Below are 19498 nucleotides of genomic sequence, written 5' to 3'. Positions count from 1 at the left end.
GCGCGCGGCCTCGTTCACCGTCGTTCTCCGGCGGGATGCCGTCGCTCTCCGGCGAGATGACGGGCGATGACCTGGCAGATCTCGGTGGCGGGGCCGGGCAGGTACAGGTCCTCGTGTGCGCCGGGAATGTCGTACTGGTGCAGGGCGCCGTGGACGTACGGGCGCCAGTGCCCGGCGAAGCCGCCCCCGGGCCGCGGCACCGCGGTGAACAGCAGGGCGTCACCCCGGTACACGGGTGAGGTGAAGTCCCCGATCAGGCCGGTGTAGTTGACGATCGCGGCGACCGCGGTGTCCACGAACGACGCGTCGCCCCCGCCGGTGAGGTGTTCGGCGAAGTAGTCCCGCACGGCGGCCTCGGTGGGCGGTGCCTGGGCTGCCAGGTGCTCGCCGGGCGCGCTGTCGAGCAGGGCGAGAAGGCCCACCTCGTGGCCGCGGCGCTGCAGTTCCGCGGCCACCGCGTGGGCGAGCGTCCCGCCGGCCGAGTGGCCCATCACATGGAACGGGCCCTTCGCCTGGACGGCCAGGATCTCGTCGGCGTAGTCCGCCACCATCTCCTCGATGGACCGGGGCAGCGCGGCCGACCCGTCGAGCCCCTTGGCCTGGATCCCGTACGCCGGCCGGTCCCGCGGAAGCAGCGCGGCGAGCCCCAGATAGGGCCAGCAGATCCCGCCGCCGGGGTGGATCCACCACAGGGGTTCGCGGTCCCCCCGGGTCCTGATGGGCAGGACGGGGGCCAGCGGGTCCGTGGGCCCGGCCGGGGCGTCGTCCGCCGCCACGGCCTCGGCGAGTTCGGCGACGGTCGGGTGCTGGAACACGGTGGCGAGCGGTACGTCGGCGCCGATCACGACGCGGATCCGGTTGACCAGCCGCGCCGCCGAGAGGGAGTGCCCGCCCAGGGCGAAGAAGCCGTCGTCGAGGCCGACCCGGTCGAGTCCCAGCGTCTCGGCGAACAGGTCGCACAGCAGGCGCTCCCGCAGGGTGCGCGGGGGCCGGCCGGTCGAGGACCGGGCGTAGTCCGGGGCCGGGAGGGCGCGCTTGTCCGGCTTCGCGCTCGCCGTCAGCGGGATGTCGTCGACGACCATGACCACGGCGGGTACGGCGTGCTCCGGCAGGCGCTCCCGCAGGTGGGCCCGCAGCTCGGCCTGTGCCGTCGCGCCGGCCTGGTCGGTGAGCGTGACGTATCCGACCAGGCGCTCGTCGCCGCCGGGCGCGTCGACGACGACCACGGCCCGGTCGACCGCCGGGTGCTCGAGCAGGGCCGCCTCGACCTCGCCCAGCTCGATGCGCAGTCCGCGGAGTTTGATCTGGTCGTCCTCGCGTCCGCGGAAGGCCAGTTCGCCGTCCGCGGTCCACGCGACGACGTCGCCGGTGCGGTACATCCGCTCGCCCGCGGGCCCGAACGGGCAGGCCACGAAGCGCTGTGCGGTGAGCGCACGGCGGCCGGGATACCCTCGCGCCACTCCGGCACCGGCGATGTACAGCTCCCCCGGGACCCCGGCGGGAAGCGGCCGCAGCGCGGCGTCGAGCACGTACACCTGGGAGCCGGGGATGGGCCGGCCGATCGGCGGGATGCCCTCGTCCCCGGTGAGCGGGGCGGTCATGAGGGTGGCCGCGGTGGTCTCGGTGAGGCCGTAGATGTTGACCATGCGCCGTCCCGGAGCCCACCGGCTCACCAGGTCGGGCGGGACCGGCTCGCCGCCGGTCGCGAGCGAGGTGACGGTGGACAGGGCCCCCGGCGGGAGCTGTGCGAGCGCCCCGATCGGGCACATCAGGTGCGTCACGCGGTTCTTCGCGACGGTGGCCGCGAGCACCGGCCCGGCCGTCAGCTCGGCCTCGTCGGCCACCACGAGGGTCGCCCCCGACAGCAGCGTCGTGTAGATCTCGCACAGCGAGACGTCGAAGCTCGGCGACAGCATCTGGAGCATGCGGCTGCCGGCCGTCACCTCCAGCCGCTCGGCGTGCGCCGCGACGAGGGCGGCGATGCCCCGGTGCGGGACCGCGACGCTCTTGGGCCGCCCCGTGGACCCCGAGGTGTAGAGCACGTACGCGAGCCCGTCGGGGTCGGGGGTGCCGGGTACGGTCACCTCCTCGCCCTCGGGCAGCGGGTGGTCGAGGCGCAGCACCGGTACGGGGAACCGTGACAGCGCCTCGGCGGTGGTGGCGTCCGCCAGGGTCAGGCACGCCCCCGAGTCGGCCATCATGTGGGCGATGCGCTGGTCGGGGTGGCCGGCGTCGACGGGGAGGTAGGCGCCGCCCGCCTTGGCCACGGCCAGCAGCGCCACGATCAGCTCGGGCGAGCGCCGGGAGGAGACCGCCACCACCGACTCCGGGCCCACCCCGTGCTTGAGCAGTGCCCCGGCCAACCGGTCGGAGCGGGCGTCGAGGTCCTTGTAGGTCAGCGCGTGCGGCCCGTGAGCCACGGCGGTCGCGTCGGGGCTCGCGGTGACCTGGGCGGCGTAGAGGTCCGTGAGCGTGCGGGGGACCGGCTCGGGCGCCCGCCGGCGCGCGGCGGTGCCCTCGGTGGTGATCGTGCCGATCGGCGTGTCCGGGGCCTCGGCCAGGGTGCGCAGGACCGCGGCCAGCCGGTCGACGATCTCCGCGGCGGTCTCGGAGGCGAACAGGGCCTGTTGGTACTCGACGACGACGCGCAGGGCGGGGTCGGCGGACGCCGCGACGCCGAGGGGGTAGTGCGTGCCGTTGGGTGAGGTGACTCCGGTGATCGTGATGCCGCCGGTGTCCTTCGGCTCGTCGTCCGGCTGCGGGCGGGAGGGGTCGAAGGCCCTGGAGGGAGCGGCCTCGAAGACGGCGACGGTGTCGAAGAGGTCGGGCAGGCCCGTCTGCCGGCGGATGTCGGTCAGCGGATGGTGGTGGTGGTCGAGCAGCGTGGTCTGCCGCCGCTGGAGGTCGGTGAGGACGTGCTGGAGGGTGGTCCAGGGCGTGCAGGTGAGCCGGACCGGGACGGTGTTGATGAAGAGGCCGACCATCGACTCCACGTCCGCCACGGCGGGAGGACGTCCCGAGACCGTGGTGCCGAACAGCACGTCCCGCCGTCCGGTCAGGCCCGCGAGGACGATTCCCCACACCCCGTGCACGAGGGTGCTGAGGGTGACGCCCATCTCGGCTGCTTTGCGGGGCAGTTCGGCGGCGATGTCCTCGGGCAGGGGGACCTCCAGGCGCCGGGCGGTGCTCTCCGGAGCCGCCGGCCGCGGCCGGCGGGAGGGTGCCAGGAGGGTGGGTTCCTCGACGCCGTCCAGCTCCTGTGCCCAGGCGCGGGCGGAGGTCTCCCGGTCCTGTCCGCCCAGCCAGGTGAGGAAGTCGCGGTAGGCGGGCGGCGGCGGCAGCGCCGAGGCGTCGCCGCCGGCCGCGTACAGCCGCAGCAGTTCGCGCATGAGCAGCGGCACCGACCACCCGTCGAGCAGGGCGTGGTGGGCGGTGAGCACCAGGACGGCGGACTCGGCTCCCGTCAGGACCAGGGTGAGCCGGATCAGCGGCGGCACCGCCGGGTCGAAGTGGGCGGCCGCGTCGTCGGCGAGGAGCCGCCGCAGCGCCCGGCCCCGCTCGGGCTCGGTGAGGTCGCGCAGGTCCGCTTCCCGCCAGGGCAACATGACGTCGTCCACGACCAGTTGGACCCACTCGCCCGCGGCGTCGCCCGCGAAGGCGACCCGCAGGTTGGGGTGGCGGTCCAGCAGGGCCTGCCCCGCGCCGCGCAGGCGGGCCGGATCCACCGTTCCGGCCAGGTCGTGCACCAGTTGTACGTGGTAGGGGTCGTGGCCGGTGCCGGCGAGCAGGGACTGGAAGAGCAGGCCGGACTGGAGGGCCGTGAGCGGCCAGATGTCCGAGAGCGTGGGGTGGCGCCGCCGCCAGGTGTCGATCTGCGCCTGCCGCACCGCCACCAGGGGCACGTCGGCCGGGACGGGCCCGCCCGCGCCGGGCCGCGGGGCGTGGCGCGCCAGTTGGGCGAGGGCGGTGCGCCACAGCTCGGCGAGGTCGCTCACCTCGTCCCGGGTCAGCACCTGGCCGGCGAAGCCGAAGCGGGCGGTGAGGCGGGGCCCGTCCGCGGTCTCGGTGACGTACGCGGTCACGTCCAGCGTGGACATCAGGGCCATGTCCGGGTCGCACCGCACGGTCAGGCCGGCGGCGCAGGGGGCCTCGGTCCAGCCCAGGGAGCGCAGGTGCTCGGGCATGTCCGTCGCCGTGAAACGCCCGAGGTAGTTGAAGGTCACCTGGCCGGAGGGGTACCGCGCCAGCTCGGCGGCGGTCTCCTCGTTCAGGTGGCGCAGCATCCCGTAGCCGAGGCCCTTGTGCGGCATCCGGAGCAGCTGGGTGCGGACGGCCTTGACCACGTCGCCGACGGCCGCGTCCACGAGGGCCGGATCGGCGTCGTCGGCGGCCGGTCGCAGCGCCGTCCCGGGCAGCTCGACGCGGAGCGGGAAGAGGCTGGTGAACCAGCCCACCGTGCGCGACAGGTCGGTTCCTGGGGCGATGGTCTCCTCCCGGCCGTGGCCTTCCACGCGCAGCAGCGTCGAGGGCTCGCTCACGCCGCGCGCCTGGCGCCACCGGCCGAGGGCGAGCGCGAGCGCGGCGACGAGCCCCTCGCCCGGCCCGCAGCGGAAGGCGGCGGGCACCGTCGTGAGCAGGGCCGTCGTCAGGTCGGGCGGCACCTCCACGTCCAGGCTGTCCGCCGTGGCCTGGACGTCGACGGCGGGGTCGAGGGCCCGGCCGCCGAGGAGCGGGTCGGGGCCGTCCAGGACGGACCGCCACAGCGGCAGCTCCGCCGTCAGCTCGTCCGTCGCCGCCAGGTGGGCGAGCGTGCGCGCCCAGTGCCGGAAGGACGTGCCGACCGCCGGGAGGCGCGGCGTGTCACCGGCCCTGACGCGGTCCCAGGCGGCGGCGAGGTCGGGCAGCAGGACGCGCCAGGACACCGCGTCCACGACCAGGTGGTGCAGGGCGACGACGAGCAGTACCGGGTCGGCCCAGACGAAGCGCGCCATCACGCCTGCCGCCGGGTCGAGCAGGCCGAGGGCGGCGTCCAGCTCGCGCTGGAGGCCGGCCGTGCCGTCGCCGTCGCCGCGCTCGACCCGGGTGACGAGGGCGCGGACGTCCACCGAGCCCGGCGGCCCGACCCGCAGCGCGCCGTCCACGAGGCGGGAGCGCAGCATGTCGTGGTGGTCGACGACCGCGGTCAGCGTGGCGGTGAGCCCCGCCTCGTCGATGCCGGCGGGCAGGTCGAGCACGGTGGCCATGGCGAAGCGGTCGACCGTCCCGTGCTGGAGCAGGTACGCCCCCATGGGCGGCAGCGGCAGGGCGCCGAGGCCGCTGTCGCCCGGCTCCACCGGGGTGCGCGCGAGGGCGGCCCGCTCGTCGGCCCGCGCCGCGAGCTTGGCCACCGTCCGCAGCTCGAACATCTCCCGCGGGGTGATCTCGACGCCCCGCGCCTTGGCCCGCGAGACGACCTGGATGGACCGGATGCTGTCGCCCCCGGCCAGGAAGTAGTCGTCGTGGACGCCGACCCGCTCGATGCCGAGGACGTCGACGACGACGGCGGCGAGCGCCGCTTCCGTCGCCGTGCGCGGCGCCTGGTACGCGACGGTGGGCGCGGTCCGCCTGGCGGCGGCCGGGGCCGGGGCGTCGACGACGCCGAGCGGGGCGCGGGGGTCGGCCACGGCGCCGCGCAGCAGCTCGACGAACCGGTGCGCCAGGTCCTCGACGGTGGCGCGGTCGAACAGGTCGGTCGCGTACTCCACGTAGCCGGTCACGCCGCGTCCGGGTACGTCGACCATGATGAACGACAGTTCGAGCTTGGCCGTGGCGGTGTCGACGGTGTCCATGACCGTCCGGAGCCCGCTCAGCTCGAAGTCGCCGTCGGTGACGTTCTGCCAGGAGAACATGACCTGGAACAGCGGGTGGTAGGCGGTGGACCGCTCCGGGTTGAGCAGCTCCACCAGCCTTTCGAAGGGGACGTCCTGGTGGTCGTAGGCGGCCAGGGCGCGGTGCCGCACCTCGTCGAGGATCTCGGCGAACGTGGGGTTCCGCGGTGTCCGCACGCGCAGCACCCAGGTGTTGACGAAGAACCCGACCAGGTCCGTCAGCGCCTCCTCGGTGCGGCCCGCGATCGGGGACCCGATGGTGAGGTCGTCGCCGCAGCCCAGGTCGCGGAGGAGCGCCGCGAGGGCCGCCTGGAGGACCATGGACGTGGTCGCGCCGCGGGCGGCGGCCAGTTCCTCCACGGCGGTCATCAGGCCGGGGTCCAGCGGGAAGGTCACGAGGTCGCCGCGGTGGCTCATGACGGCGGGCCGGGGGCGGTCGGTCGGCAGGCGCAGCGGCTGGGGGACGCCGTCGAGTTCGGCCCGCCAGTAGTCGGCCTGGGTGGCGAGCACGCTCGCGGGGTCGTCCTCGTCCCCCAGCAGTTGCCGCTGCCACAGGGTGTAGTCGGCGTACTGCACGGGCAGTTCACGCCACTCCGGCGCGGCGCCGCGCAGCCGGGCGGCGTACGCCGTGCTCAGGTCGCGCATCAGGGGGGCGATGGACTCGCCGTCTCCCGCGATGTGGTGGATGAGCAGCAGCAGGACGTGCTCCTGGGGGCCGCACCGGAAGAGGCGGCCGCACACCGGGGGTTCGGTCGCCAGGTCGATGAGGTGGACCGCGGCACCGGCGACGGCGTCGTCGAGGGCGGCGGGGTCGACCTGGACGACGGGGACGTCCAGGGACACCTCGTCGATCGGCAGGATCCGCTGGAAGGGCACGGCGTCGTCGTCCTGCGCGACCAGCGTGCGCAGGCTCTCGTGGCGCGCCACCACGTCCCGCAGCGCCCTGCGCAGGGCGGCGACGTCCAGGGCGCCGTCCAGGCGCAGCACGATGGGGACGTTGTAGGTCGCGGACGCCCCGTCGAAGCGGTGGGCGAACCAGACGCGGTGCTGGGCGGGTGACAGCGGCACGCGGTCGGGCCGCGGCTCGGCGCGGCGCAGTACGGGGCGCTCCGAAGGACCGGTGGGCAGGTGCTCGACCAGCTCGGCGACGGTGGGCGCGTCGAAGACGGCGCGGATCGGCACGTCCACGCCCAGGGCCACCCGGATCCGGCTGACCAGCCGGGTGGCGAGCAGCGAGTGGCCGCCCAGCGCCGAGAAGTCGTCGTCGATGCCGACCTTCTCCAGGCCGAGGACCTCGGCGAAGAGCAGGCACAGCAGCTCTTCGCGCCGGGTGCGCGGGGCCCGTCCGCGCCCCGCGCCCGCGCCGAGGTCGGGGGCGGGCAGCGCGGCCCGGTCCAGCTTGCCGCTGCCGGTCAGCGGCAAGGCGTCGAGGGCCACGACGGCCGTGGGCACCAGGTGGGCGGGCAGGCGGTCCGCCGCGTGGGCGCGCAGGTCCTCGCCGAGCTGCCGGGGGTTGTACCAGCGCCGCTCGGCGGGTGCGGGTGCGGCCGGCGGGGGCGCGGCCCCGGGGCGGACGGCGTAGACGGAGTGCATGTCCGTGCCGGCCAGTTGGTCCTCCTGCCGCACGGTGACGTCGAAGCCGTGCGCGCGCAGGAGGCCGGAGATGTGGGCGAGGCGTCCTTCGATGTCGTGGACCTCGACGGCCAGCTGGCGGATGAGCGGCCAGTGCTCGGGCTCGATGCCCCGCAGGACGTCCAGCTCGCTCTTCTCCGCGTCGATCTTCAGCAGGTCGATCACCGGGAGGTCGTGCTCGCGTATCACCTGCGAGAGCGTGCGCATCTCGATGTCGAGCCGCTCGCTGCGCAGCCGCTCCGTGAGCAGTTCGGCGAGTTCCGCCTCGTCGAGCCCGGCCCGCTCGCCGTCGTCGCCGACGACCAGCTCCAGCATGCGGCGCTCCTCGCCCTCGTCGGCGAAGCGCCCGGAGAGCAGGGACAGGTCGGGGTAGTAGGTGAACTCGGCGGTGCCGGGCGCGCTGCCGATGCCGCAGTTGGTCACCACGGCGTCGATGCCGTGCAGTTCGGCGTTGAGCTGGAACATCCGGGCGAGTTCGGGCATCGGTTCGAACGCGTGGATCCGGGCGTCGGGCCACTGCCGGCTGACGAACAGCGAGAACAGGCCGACGTGGCCGCCGACGTCGACCACCCGGGCGTCCGGCGGCAGCGTGATCCCGGCCTGGAGGTAGGCGTTGCGCGCGAAGATCTCGTCGTAGAGGAACGCGGTGCTCGAGGGGTTACGGGCGTGGACGGTCATGCCGTTGGGCAGCTCGTGCAGCTCCTTTCCGTCGAGCCGTCCCTCGCGGCGCAGACGGCACAGGTTGGCCACGGCCGACGCCGTGCCCGGGTCCGGCACCACGTACGCCACCAGGAGGGGCCCGGCGCCGCTCTCGCGGGCGAGGACGACGGCCCGCTCGACGCCGGGGTGGTCGGTCAGGACGCTCTCGATCTCGCCGGGTTCGACGCGCCAGCCCCGGATCTTGACCTGGTGGTCGGTCCTGCCGAGGTAGGTGACCTGTCCCTGGCTGTCCCAGCGGACCAGGTCGCCGGTGCGGTACATGCGCGTGCCCGGCGCGCCGAAGGGGTCGGCGACGAACCGGTCGGCCGTCGTCCCCGGCCGGTGGACATAGCCGCGGGCGAGCTGGTCGCCCGCGAGGTACAGCTCCCCCGCCATGCCGGGGGCGACGGGGGCCAGGCGCTCGTCCAGGACGTAGAGCCGGGTGTTCCACACGGGCCGGCCGAGGGTGACCGGGCCCGGCCCCGCCGGACACGGCGCGGCGGTGACGTCGACCGCGGCCTCGGTGGGTCCGTAGAGGTTGTGCAGGCGGGCGCCGAGGACGGTATGGTACTGGTCCCGCAGGGCCGGGGGCAGCGCCTCACCGCTGCAGACGACCTCGCGCAGGCTGGTGCACCCGGCCGCCGCGGGGTCCTGGAGGAAGTCCTGGAGCATCGACGGGACGAAGTGGGCGAGCGTGACCCGCTCCCGCTGGATCAGTGCGGCCAGGTACGCCGCGTCCCGGTGCCCGTCCGGCCTGGCCACCACCAGCGTGGCGCCCGACAGCAGCGGCAGGAACAGTTCCCACACCGAGACGTCGAAGGTCAGGGGCGTCTTGTGCAGGACGCGGTCCCGCGCGGTCACCGCGTAGTGGTCGCGCATCCACAGCAGCCGGTTGACGATGGCGGCGTGCTCGACCGCCACGCCCTTCGGCCGGCCGGTCGAGCCCGAGGTGTGCAGGACGTACGCCAGGTTCGCGGGGGTCGCGCGGGTGCCGCGCCCGGCACCCGCGGGAGCGGCGGCGGTGTCCGTGCCGGGTCCGGTGTCAGTGCCGGGTCCGGAGTCGGTGCCGGTGTCGGTGTCGACGGGGTGGTCCGGCTCGTCGACGGTGACGCGGGTGGCCCCGCTCGGGAGCGGCGCGTCCGGCGTGGTGAGGGTGAGCACCGGACGGGCGTCGGCGTGGACGTGGGCGATCCGGTCGGCGGGGTGGTCCGGGTCGACCGGCACGTAGGCGGCGCCGGTCTTCAGGGTCGCCAGGAGGGCGACGACCATCTCCACCGAGCGGGGCAGCATCACCGCCACCACGGTCTCCGGCCCCGCGCCGCGGGCCGCGAGGCGGCGCGCGAGCCGGTCGGCGCGCTCCGTGAGGTCGGCGCAGGTGACGGCCTCGTCCTCGTACCGCACCGCGACGGCCGCCGGTGTCCGGGCGAGTTGCTCCTCGATCAGGTCGGTGAGGGTGACGGAGGGCACCGCGTGGGCGGTGTCGTTCCACCGGGTGACCACAAGCTCGCGCTCGGCCGGGTCGAGCAGGGTGACGCGGCCGACCGGTGTCCGCGGGTCCTCGGCGAACTGCCGCAGGATCCACCGGAAGCGGTCGGCGATGCCGGTGACCACCTCGTGGTCGAAGACGTGCTGCTGGTACTGGAGGACGAGCCGCAGCTGCGGGTCGGCGTCCGCCACGACCGCGAGGGGGTAGTGGGAACCTCCGTAGGGCGTCAGGCCCGTGACGGTCACCCCGGTGCCCGCGTAGGCCTCGCTGAGGCCGACGTGGTCGATGGGGTACGACTCGAAGACCACGAAGGTGTCGAACAGCGGGGTCAGGCCCGCGGCCCGCTGGATGTCGGCCAGGCCGCGGTGGTGGTGGTCGAGCAGCGCCGCCTGGCGGTCCTGCTGGCGGGTCAGCAGCTCGGCGAGGGTGTCGTCGGCGGGGCAGCTCACCCGCACGGGCAGCGTGTTGATGAAGACGCCCACCATGGAGTCCACGTCGGGGACGGCGGGCGGGCGGCCCGAGACGGTGGCGCCGAACACCACGTCCGAGCGGCCGGTCAGCCGGCCGAGGAGGATCGCCCAGGTGCCCTGGACCAGCGTGTTGAGGGTGATGCCGAGCTCGGCCGCGCGCCGGGACAGGTCGCGGGCCAGGGCGGGGGGCAGCGGGACGGCCACCTGGCCCACGTCGGCGGCGCCGACCGCGGAGGCGCCCGGGGCCAGCAGGGTGGGCCCGTCCACCCCGTCCAGCTCCGCCGCCCAAGCGCGCGCGGCCGCCTCGTGGTCCTGCTCCGCGCGCCACTGGAGGAACTCCCGGTAGCCGCGCACGCGGGGCAGCGCCGAGGCGTCGCCGCCGGTGCCGTACAGCTTCAGCAGGTCCCGCAGCAGCAGCGGGACCGACCATCCGTCGAACAGGACGTGGTGGGCGGTGAGGACCAGCTCCGCGGTGTCCGCACCCGTGGTCACCAGGGACAGGCGCAGCAGCGGCGGCGACGCCAGGTTGAAGTGGGTGCTGCGGTCGTCCTCCAGGAACCGCTCAAGGTCCGCGCCCTGGTCGGCGTGGCCCTCCTGGCCGCTGAGGTCGAGGTGCCGCCAGGGCAGCTCGATCCGGTCGGACACGACCTGTACGTGATCGCCGTCGCCGTTCGGAACGAAGGCGGCGCGCAGGTTCGCGTAGCGATCGAGCAGGCTCTGTCCGGCCGCTCGCATCCGGTCCGGGCCGACCCGGCCGGACAGGTGCAGGACGAGCTGTACGTGGTAGGGGTCGAAGCCCGAGCCCGCCAGCATCGCGTGGAACAGCAGCCCGGACTGCAGGGGTGTCAGCGGCCAGATGTCGGTCACCGCCGGGTAGCGGCGCTCCCACTCCTCGATCTGGGCCTGGCGCACCGTCACCAGCGGCACGTCCGACGGCGTCAGGCCCCCGGCGCCCGGCTCGGCGACGTGCCGCGCGAGGGCCGTCAGCGCGGCGCACCACAGGTCGGCCAGCTCGCGCACCTCAGGCGCGGTCAGCACCCCGCGGGGGAAGCTGAACCTGGCCGTCAGCAGGGGCCCCTCCTCGGTGTCGGTGACCAGCGCGTTGACGTCGAGCGCGGACAGGGCGGGCATGTCGGGGTCGAGGTCGGCGAGGAGTTCGGCGGTGCCGGGGGTGCGGTTCCAGCCGAGCCCGCGCAGGTTCTCCGGCATGTCGGCCTCGGAGTAGCGGCCGACGTAGTTGAACGCGATCTGGCCGGAGGGCAGCCCCGCCAGCTCGGCCGCGGTGTCCTCGTTGAGGTAGTGCAGGAGGCCGTAGCCGAGCCCCTTGTCCGGGATGCGGAGCAGTTGCTCCTTGACCGCCTTGACGGCGCGGCCCACGGCCGGGCCCGAGGCGAGGGCTCCGTCCGGCCCGCCGTCGTCCGGCGCGACGCCGTCGTCCGCGTCGGCGACGTCCAGGCGTACGGGGAACATGCTGGTGAACCAGCCCACCGTGCGGGACAGGTCCGCGCCCGGCACCACGTCCTCCTCGCGGCCGTGGCCCTCAAGGCGTACGAGCAGCGAACTCTCGTCGACGCCCCGTGCCCGCCGCCACCGCCGGACCGCGAGGGCCAGGGCGGCCAGCAGGCCGTCGTTGACGCCGCCGTGGAACGCCCGGGGCACGTCGGTCAGCACCGCCTCGGTGACCCGGGCGGGCAGCCGCACCCACAGGTGCTCGACGGTGGACATGACGTCCACGGCGGGGTCGGGGCGGCGGGTGCCGAGCACCGGGTCCGGGCCCTGGACCACGGAGCGCCACAGCGGCATCTCGGCGGTCCGGCGCGGCGCCTCCTCCGCCAGCGCGTGCGTCCAGCGGCGCAGCGAGGTGCCCACGTCGGGGAGGGTCGGCGTCCGGTTCTCCCGCACCCGCTCCCAGGCCGCCGCGAGGTCCGGGAGCAGGATCCGCCAGGAGACGGCGTCCACCACGAGGTGGTGCAGCACCATCAGGAGCCGCCCCGGGTCGCACCACACGTACTGCGCCATGACTCCGGCCGCGGGGTCGAGGCGGCCGGTGGCCGCGTCGAGTTCCGCGCGGGCCAGCTCCTCCCACGGCCCGTCCCACGGCACGCGGCGCAGCAGGGCGCGGGCGTCCACCGAGCCGGGCGGCGGGATCCGCAGGCCGTCGGCGTCCAGGCGGGACCGGAGCACGTCGTGCCGGTCGTGTACGGCGTTCAGGGTCGCCACGAGACCGGCCTCGTCGATGCCCTCGGGGAGGTCGAGCACCATGGACATGGAGAAGCGGTCGTACCCGCCGCCCAGCTCCCGCATGAACCGGGCCACGGGCGGCAGCGGCAGGAACCCCACGCCGCCGCCGTCCAGCTCCGCCAGGTGCTCGTCGGTGCCCGAGCGCGAGCAGGCCAGCTCCGCCAGGCGCGCCACCGTGCGGCACTGGAAGACCTCGCGGGAGGTCAGCTCGATGCCGTGGGCCCGGGCACGGGCGACGACCTGGATCGAGCGGATGCTGTCGCCGCCCCGGGTGAAGAAGTCGTCGTCGATGCCGACCCGGTCCACGCCGAGGACTCCGGCGTACACCCCGACGAGGATCTCCTCCTCGGGGGTGCTCGGGGCGCGGTACGCGCCGCCGGTGAACTCGGGGGCGGGCAGCGCCGCGCGGTCCAGCTTGCCGGTCGGGGTCAGCGGCAGCTGGTCGAGGACCGTGAAGGCGGCCGGCACCATGAACTCCGGCAGCCGCTTGGTGACGAAGGCGCGCAGCTCGGCGATCGAGAGCCCGGCGGACAGGTCGACGTTCTGGTGGCGCCCGCCGCTGCCGGTGTCGCGCGCGGTGCGCCCGGTCGGGACCACGTGGCCCACCAGGTGGCGGCCGGTGGGCAGGTCGTGCGTGGTCACCACGGCGTGGGTCACGCCGGGGTGCGCGGTCAGCGCGGCCTCGATCTCGGCGGGTTCGATCCGGAAGCCGCGGACCTTCATCTGGCCGTCGTCGCGTCCGACGAACTCCAGCCGGCCCTCGGCGTCCCGGCGGACGAGGTCGCCGGTGCGGTACATGCGCTGCCCGGGGGGCCCGAAGGGGTCGGCCACGAAGCGTTCGGCGGTCAGCGCGGGGCGCCCGTGGTAGCCGCGGCCCACCTCGCCGGCGACGTACAGTTCCCCGACGACCCCCGGGGCCACGGGGGCGAGTCCCGGGCCCAGGACGTAGGCGCGCATGTTGCCGAGGGGGGTGCCGATGGGTGAGCTGCTCGACGCGTCCGGCGGGGGCGGGTCCTGGATGACGTGCGCGGTCGCGTAGAAGCTCTCGCTCTGGCCGTACCCGTTGACCACGCGGACCCCGGGGAACGCCTCCCGCACCTGGCGCACCAGGGACGTGGGCAGCGCCTCACCGGCGAAGACCAGGCTGTCGACCCGGGTGCGCGGGGCGATCTGGTCGACGAGTTCGGCGAAGACCGAGGGCACGGAGCTGATCACGCTGCCGGTCCAGCCGCCCCGCTCCCCCAGTTCGAGGACGTCCCGCACGACCTCGACGGTGCCGCCGGTGGCCAGCGTGGTGACGATCTCGAAGACGGACACGTCGAAGCCGATCGACGTGCCGGCCAGCACGCGGGCGCCCGGCCGCAGTCCGAGCGTGGCCGCGAGCTGGGTCACGCCGTTGACCACGCCGCGGTGGGTGATCGCGGCGCCCTTGGGCGTGCCCGTGGAGCCGGAGGTGTACAGGACGTAGGCCAGGCCGTCCGGGTGCGGCGCGGCCACCGTGACGTCCGGGCCCGTGCCGTCGGCCGCCAGGTCCTCCAGGCACACCACGGGGAGGTCCCCCGTCGGCAGCGCGCCGGCCGTGCCCGCCTCGGTGAGCACGAACACCGGGCGGGCCTCGGCCAGCACGTGCTCCAGGCGGGCGCTCGGATAGCGGGGGTCGACGGGCAGGTACGCGGCGCCGGACTTCAGGACCGCCAGCAGGGCGACCACCAGGTCCGCCGACCGCGGCAGCGCGAGGGCGACCAGCGTCTCGGGGGCCGCGCCCCTGCGGACCAGGGCGCGGGCGACACGCGTCGCCTGCTCGTCCACCTCCCGGTAGGTCAGCTCGCGCCCGCCGTGGACCAGCGCCACCGCGTCGGGCGTCGCCTCGGCCTGGCGCTCGAAGAGTTCGGGGACGGTCGCCCGGGGTACCGGGGCGGCGGTGTCGTTCCACCGCCTCAGCAGCTCGTGCTCGGCCGGGGACAGCACGTCCACCGCGCTGATCGGGGCGTCGGGGTCCGCGGCGAACCGGCGCAGCACCCGCACCAGGCGTTCCCCGACGCGCACGACGGTGTCCCGCTCGAACAGGTCGGTGGCGTACTCCAGGTTGCACACCATCCCCGGTGCGGCGTCGGCGAAGTTGAACTCGAGGTCGAACTTGGCCGTCGGTGTCGCCACGGTCCGCATCGACGCCCGGAGGCCGGGCAGGTCCAGGTCCGTCCGCGGGTTGCTCTGCCAGCTGAACATCACCTGGAACAGCGGGTGGTAGGCGGTGGAGCGCTCGGGGTTGAGGGCCTCGACGAGCCGCTCGAAGGGGGCGTCCTGGTTCTCGTACGCGTTCAGGGCCTTGTCCCGTACGCGGTCGAGCACCGTCCCGAGCGACGGGTTGCCGCCGAGGTCGGCCCGCAGCACCCAGGTGTTGACGAAGAACCCGATCAGGTCGGTCAGGGCGTCGTCGTTGCGGCCCGCGACGGTGGCGCCCATCGTGATGTCCTCGCCCGCGCCCAGGTGGTGCAGCAGGACGGCGAGGGCGGACTGGAGCACCATGGCCGTGGTGACGCCCCTGGCCGCCGCCAGGTCCTCGACGGCGGCCACCAGGCCGGGCTCGACGGCGACGGCCACGAGGTCGCCGCGGCGGCTCGGCCGCGGGGGCCGCGGCCGGTCGGTGGGCAGCCGCAGCTGCTCGGGGGCGCCGGCCAGTTCGGCCTTCCAGTACCTGAGCTGGGTGGCGAGCACGCTGTCGGGGTCGTGCTCGTCCCCCAGGATCTCCCGCTGCCACACGGCGTAGTCCCGGTACTGCACCGGCAGGTCCGGCCACTTGGGCTCCTGCCCGGTGACGCGGGCCCGGTAGGCGGTGGTCAGGTCGCGGGCGAGGAGTTCCGTCGACTCCCCGTCGACGGCGACGTGGTGGACCACCAGGACCAGCACGTGCCGGTCCGGCCCGGACCGCAGCAGGCACGCGCGTACGGGGATGTCGGTGGCCAGGTCGAAGCGGTGGGCCGCCTCCTGTGCCACCGCGGCCTCCAGGTCGTCGGGCGGGACGACCGTCACCGGCACGGGCAGCGCAAGCCGGTCCACCGGGACGATCTTCTGCGTGGGCACGCCGTCCTCGTCCTCGATGAACACCGTGCGCAGGGACTCGTGGCGGACGACGACGTCCCGCAGGGCCGCGCGCAGCGCGGTGACGTCCAGCTCGCCGTGGAGCGTCACCTCGAAGGGCACGTTGTAGACCGCTGAGGGCCCTTCGAGCCGGTCGATGAACCACAGCCGCCGTTGTGCGAAGGAGATAGGGATCACTGCGTCCGCTCCTCGATCATTCGTGCCACGCGAGCCAGGGCCGGTAGACAGCGCACGCTCGTCAGAAGGGGGGCCTCGGAAGGGGGGATTCGGAGGGGGGTGGCAGGGGGGTGACGTCTGCCGGGGGCGTGCGGCGTCGTGCGACGGCCGCGGCCATGCCCGCGACCGTCGGGTCCGCGTAGAACTCCTGGGTGGTCATGCGGACCGCGATCCGGTCGTCGACCAGGCCGAGCAGCCGGGCGGCGCGCAGGGAGTCGCCGCCGAGTTCGAAGAACGAGTCGTCCCTGCCCACCCGCGGGCGGTCGAGGGCGTCGGACCAGATGCGGGCCAGGCGCCGTTCGAGTTCGGTGGCCGGCGGGGTGTGGGCGCGGGCGGCCCGGCGCGGGGCCGCGTCGAGCAGGAGCCGGGGCGCGTCGACGGTGCCGTCGGCGTGCCGGGGGATGCGCGGCAGCTCCACGAGGCGCACCGGCACCGGGCAGGCGCGGACATGGGGCTCCAGGGCGGCGCGCACGGCCTCGGGGTGGGCGTCCTCGGCGGGGGCCCGCGGGGTGGAGGGGTCGTCCCGCCTGGTGTAGGCGACCACGAGTTCGCTGACGCGCAGCGCTTGCGGGGCCAGTTCCTCGACGATCCGCGGATGGGCGAGGTCGAGGCCGAGGAGCAGGTAGTGGTGGGGTGAGGTCAGGGCGCCCAGGAGCAGCTTCAGGCCCTCGTCGGGGTCGACGGCCAGGAACCCGCGGCGTCGCGCGGGCTCGCTCGGCCGGTCCCGGTTCATGCCGACGCCGCTCCACATGCTCCAGGCCAGGCACCGTACGGAGCGGCCGCGTTCGTACCGCCAGTGGTCGGCGAAGCCCACGAGGAAGGCGTTGGCCGCGGAGTAGGCGCCGAACGCGTGGCCGCCGAACTCGCCGTTCACGGAGCCGAAGAGGACGAGCGTGGCGTCCGGGCGGCGGTGCAGCACCCGCGCCACGGCGAGCGTTCCCGCCACCTTGGCGTGGTACTGCTCGGCGAAGGCCGCCGCGGTCTCCCGGTCGAGGGTGTGCCGTTCGAGGGCCGCCCACTGCCCGGTCGGGTCGGCGGCGGCCAGGTGCAGCACCCCGTCCACGGGCGCGCCCCAGGCCTCCTCGGCCGAGGCGAGCGCCGCTTCGAGGGCGAAGGCGTCGGCGACGTCGGCCCGGTGGTGCCGGACGTCGCCCAGCTCGGCCAGTTCGGCGAGGCGGGCGGCCCTCTCCCCCTCGGCGGGCGAGCGCCCCACGAGCAGCAGCCTGGCCCCGTACGCGGCCAGCAGGTGTCCCGCGATGTCCAGGGCGATGCCGCCGAGGCCACCGGTGATCAGGTACCGGCCGCCGGTGATCACCGGCGGCGCGGCGCCGTCCGTGCCGCCGTCCTCGGGGACGGGGACCAGGACCGGCCGCCAGCGGCGCTGGTCCCGCGCGGCGACGACGCCGGTGCGGTCCCGGTCGGCCAGTTCCGTGCGCAGCGCCTGCTCCCACCGCCGGTGGTCGGCGGGCAGGTCGAGGTGCCGGATCCGCGGCGTGGCGGACTCGTCGGCCGCGGTCCTGACCAGGCCGGGCACCGCGCAGGTGCCGAGGTCGACCCGGTCGCCGTCGCGGACGTGCAGCGCTCCGGCGGTGAGGACGAGCACGAGGGGGCTGCCGCACTCCTCCTCGGCGAGCGCGCCGATCAGCGCGGTCAGTTCGGCCGTCGTCGCGGTCAGCTTCGTCAGGGGGTCGCCGTCGCACGACAGCGGGAGAGCGAACACGACGGTGGAGATCGCGCCGTGCCGGCCGGTCACCGACCGCAGCAGGTCCCGTATCCGCGCCCGGTCGTCCGGCCGTACGCGGTACCGGTCCGGCACCTCCTCGGCGAACCCCTCGCCCCGGGCCGCGACGACCAGCGGGCCGTCGGGACGCAGCCGCCTGAGCACCTCCTTGTCGGCGAGCAGCAGCCGCACGCCGTCGTCGTCCCGGGGGGCGGGCTTGGGCAGGGGCGCCCACTGGCGCCGGGCGACGCCGCGTCGCTCCGTCTCGCCCGTGGTCGTGATGAGGCGGTCGTCGAACGCTCCGGCGCGCAGCCGGTCGGCCAGCGCGGACCGCTGGATCTTCCCGCTGCTGGTCTTGGGGAACTCGGCCTCCCGCAGGGGCACCAGCAGGTCCGGGGCGAGCCCGGCCTCGCGCCCCAGGACGAGGCGCGTGTCCTCGGCGATCCGGGTGAGCGCCGCGGCCTCGTCGTGCCCGGGCAGGTCCTCGGGCACGAAGAAGACGGCGAGGCGGTCGGACGTGGCGGCGGGTTCCCGCACCCCCGCCGCGGCCACGAACGTGGGCCGTACGCCGTCGACCCGCTCGACGACGCTCTCCAGTTCGTGCGCCAGGTAGTTGATGCCGCGCACGATGATCTGGTCCTTGGCGCGCCCGGCGATGACGACCTCGCCGTCGCTGACGAAGGCGAGGTCCCCGGTGCGGAACCAGCGGTGCTCGTCGTACGCGGCACGGTTGGCCTCGTCGTTGCGGAAGTAGCCGCGCATCATCGTGGCGCCTCGGACGCGGAGTTCACCGACCCTGTGCTCCGGCAGGACGGACCCGTCGTCGCCCGTGACGCGCAGCCGGACTCCGGGAATCGGCCGTCCCACGGTGGAGAGCACCGCCGCGCGCCGGTCGTCGGGCGGCAGCCGGCGGACGGCGCCGCTCAAGGACGCGGGGTCGACGGCGACGGTGCCGGCCGTGGGCTCGGCGCGGCTCTGCCGGGTGTAGGTGACCCCCGAGCACGTCTCCGACATGCCCCAGCACGGCACCATCGCGTCGGCGCGCAGCCCGTGCGGCGCGAGGAGTTCGAGGAACCGGTGGCTGGTCGCGGCGACGACGGGCTCCCCCGCGTTGACCAGCTCGCGGACGCGGGACAGGTCCCAGGACCGCCGGCGGATCTCCGCGCCCTGTTCGTTGACCATGGAGAAGGCGAAGTTGGGCGCCCAGGTGTTGGTCACCCGGTACCGGTCCATCCAGTCGAGCCAGAGCAGGGGGTCGACGAGGAAGTGGTCGGTCCGCGCGTTGACGTGCCAGCACCTGACGAACACGTCGCGCACGTTGTACATCGCGACGGTCACGTGGTCCAGCGGCATCCAGATGAGGCTGACGTCGTGCTCGGTCAGTCCGCAGTGCGCGGCGACGGCGTACGTACGGGCTGCCACGGTGGCGTGGGTGTGCCGCACGCACTTGGGCACGCCGGTGCTGCCGGAGGTGAGCAGGTCGAGGACGGGGTCCTCGGGCGTCGCGGGGTACCAGTCGTGGTCCGGTGGCGCCTTCAGGAGGTCGTGGGTGGTGAGGACGCGCACGTCGGGCTCGCCCCACAGCGCGCGCACCTCGGCCAGCGCCCCCGCGGTGGCCGTGTCGGTGAGCAGCACCGGCCGGCCGAGCAGTTCCCAGGCGTTGCGCAGCTTGCGGTTGGGTTCGTTGCGCGTCCGGTACGTCGGGGCGACGGCGACGGGCGCCGGGACGAACCCGCCGAGCACGCAGGCCCAGAAGGCCGTGAGGTAGGCGCGGTTGTCGGCGAACACGAAGAGGGCGGAGTCGCCGGGGCGCAGTCCCGCCGCGCGCAGGCCGCCGAGGGCGCGCTCGGCCTCGGCGAGCAGCTCCGGGTACGTCTGGACGTCGTCGTCGTGGTCGCGCCTGATGAAGACCGTGCCGCGGTCGGGGGCGTACGCGGCCGCCGTACGCAGGGCCGCCTGCAGCGTGGCGGGCGCGCCGTCGGGCACGGTCAGGGGCCCGCCGTCGAGGTCGGCGAGCGGGCCGTCCGCCGCGGCCGCGGGCGGCGGCGGGCCGGGTGCGGCGGGCGCG

The 19498-nt window shown here is 75.0% G+C and carries 2 protein-coding genes; both read right to left on the bottom strand.

From position 1 onward, the window contains the following. Positions 1-14 precede the first annotated feature (14 nt). Positions 15-15671 (bottom strand): non-ribosomal peptide synthetase, encoded by a 15657-nt coding sequence (locus QK440_RS20610; RefSeq protein ID WP_282794636.1) that lies wholly within the window; start codon positions 15669-15671, stop codon positions 15-17. Between the two features lie 61 nt (positions 15672-15732). Further along, the coding region (locus QK440_RS20605) for an SDR family NAD(P)-dependent oxidoreductase (protein ID WP_282794635.1) at positions 15733-19498 on the bottom strand (3766 nt) is incomplete at its 5' end.

The organism is Streptomyces sp. CC224B, assembly GCF_030010595.1.
GTDB classification, from domain to species: domain Bacteria; phylum Actinomycetota; class Actinomycetes; order Streptomycetales; family Streptomycetaceae; genus Streptomyces; species Streptomyces longispororuber.
This window is presented reverse-complemented; position numbering and strand designations above follow the sequence as displayed.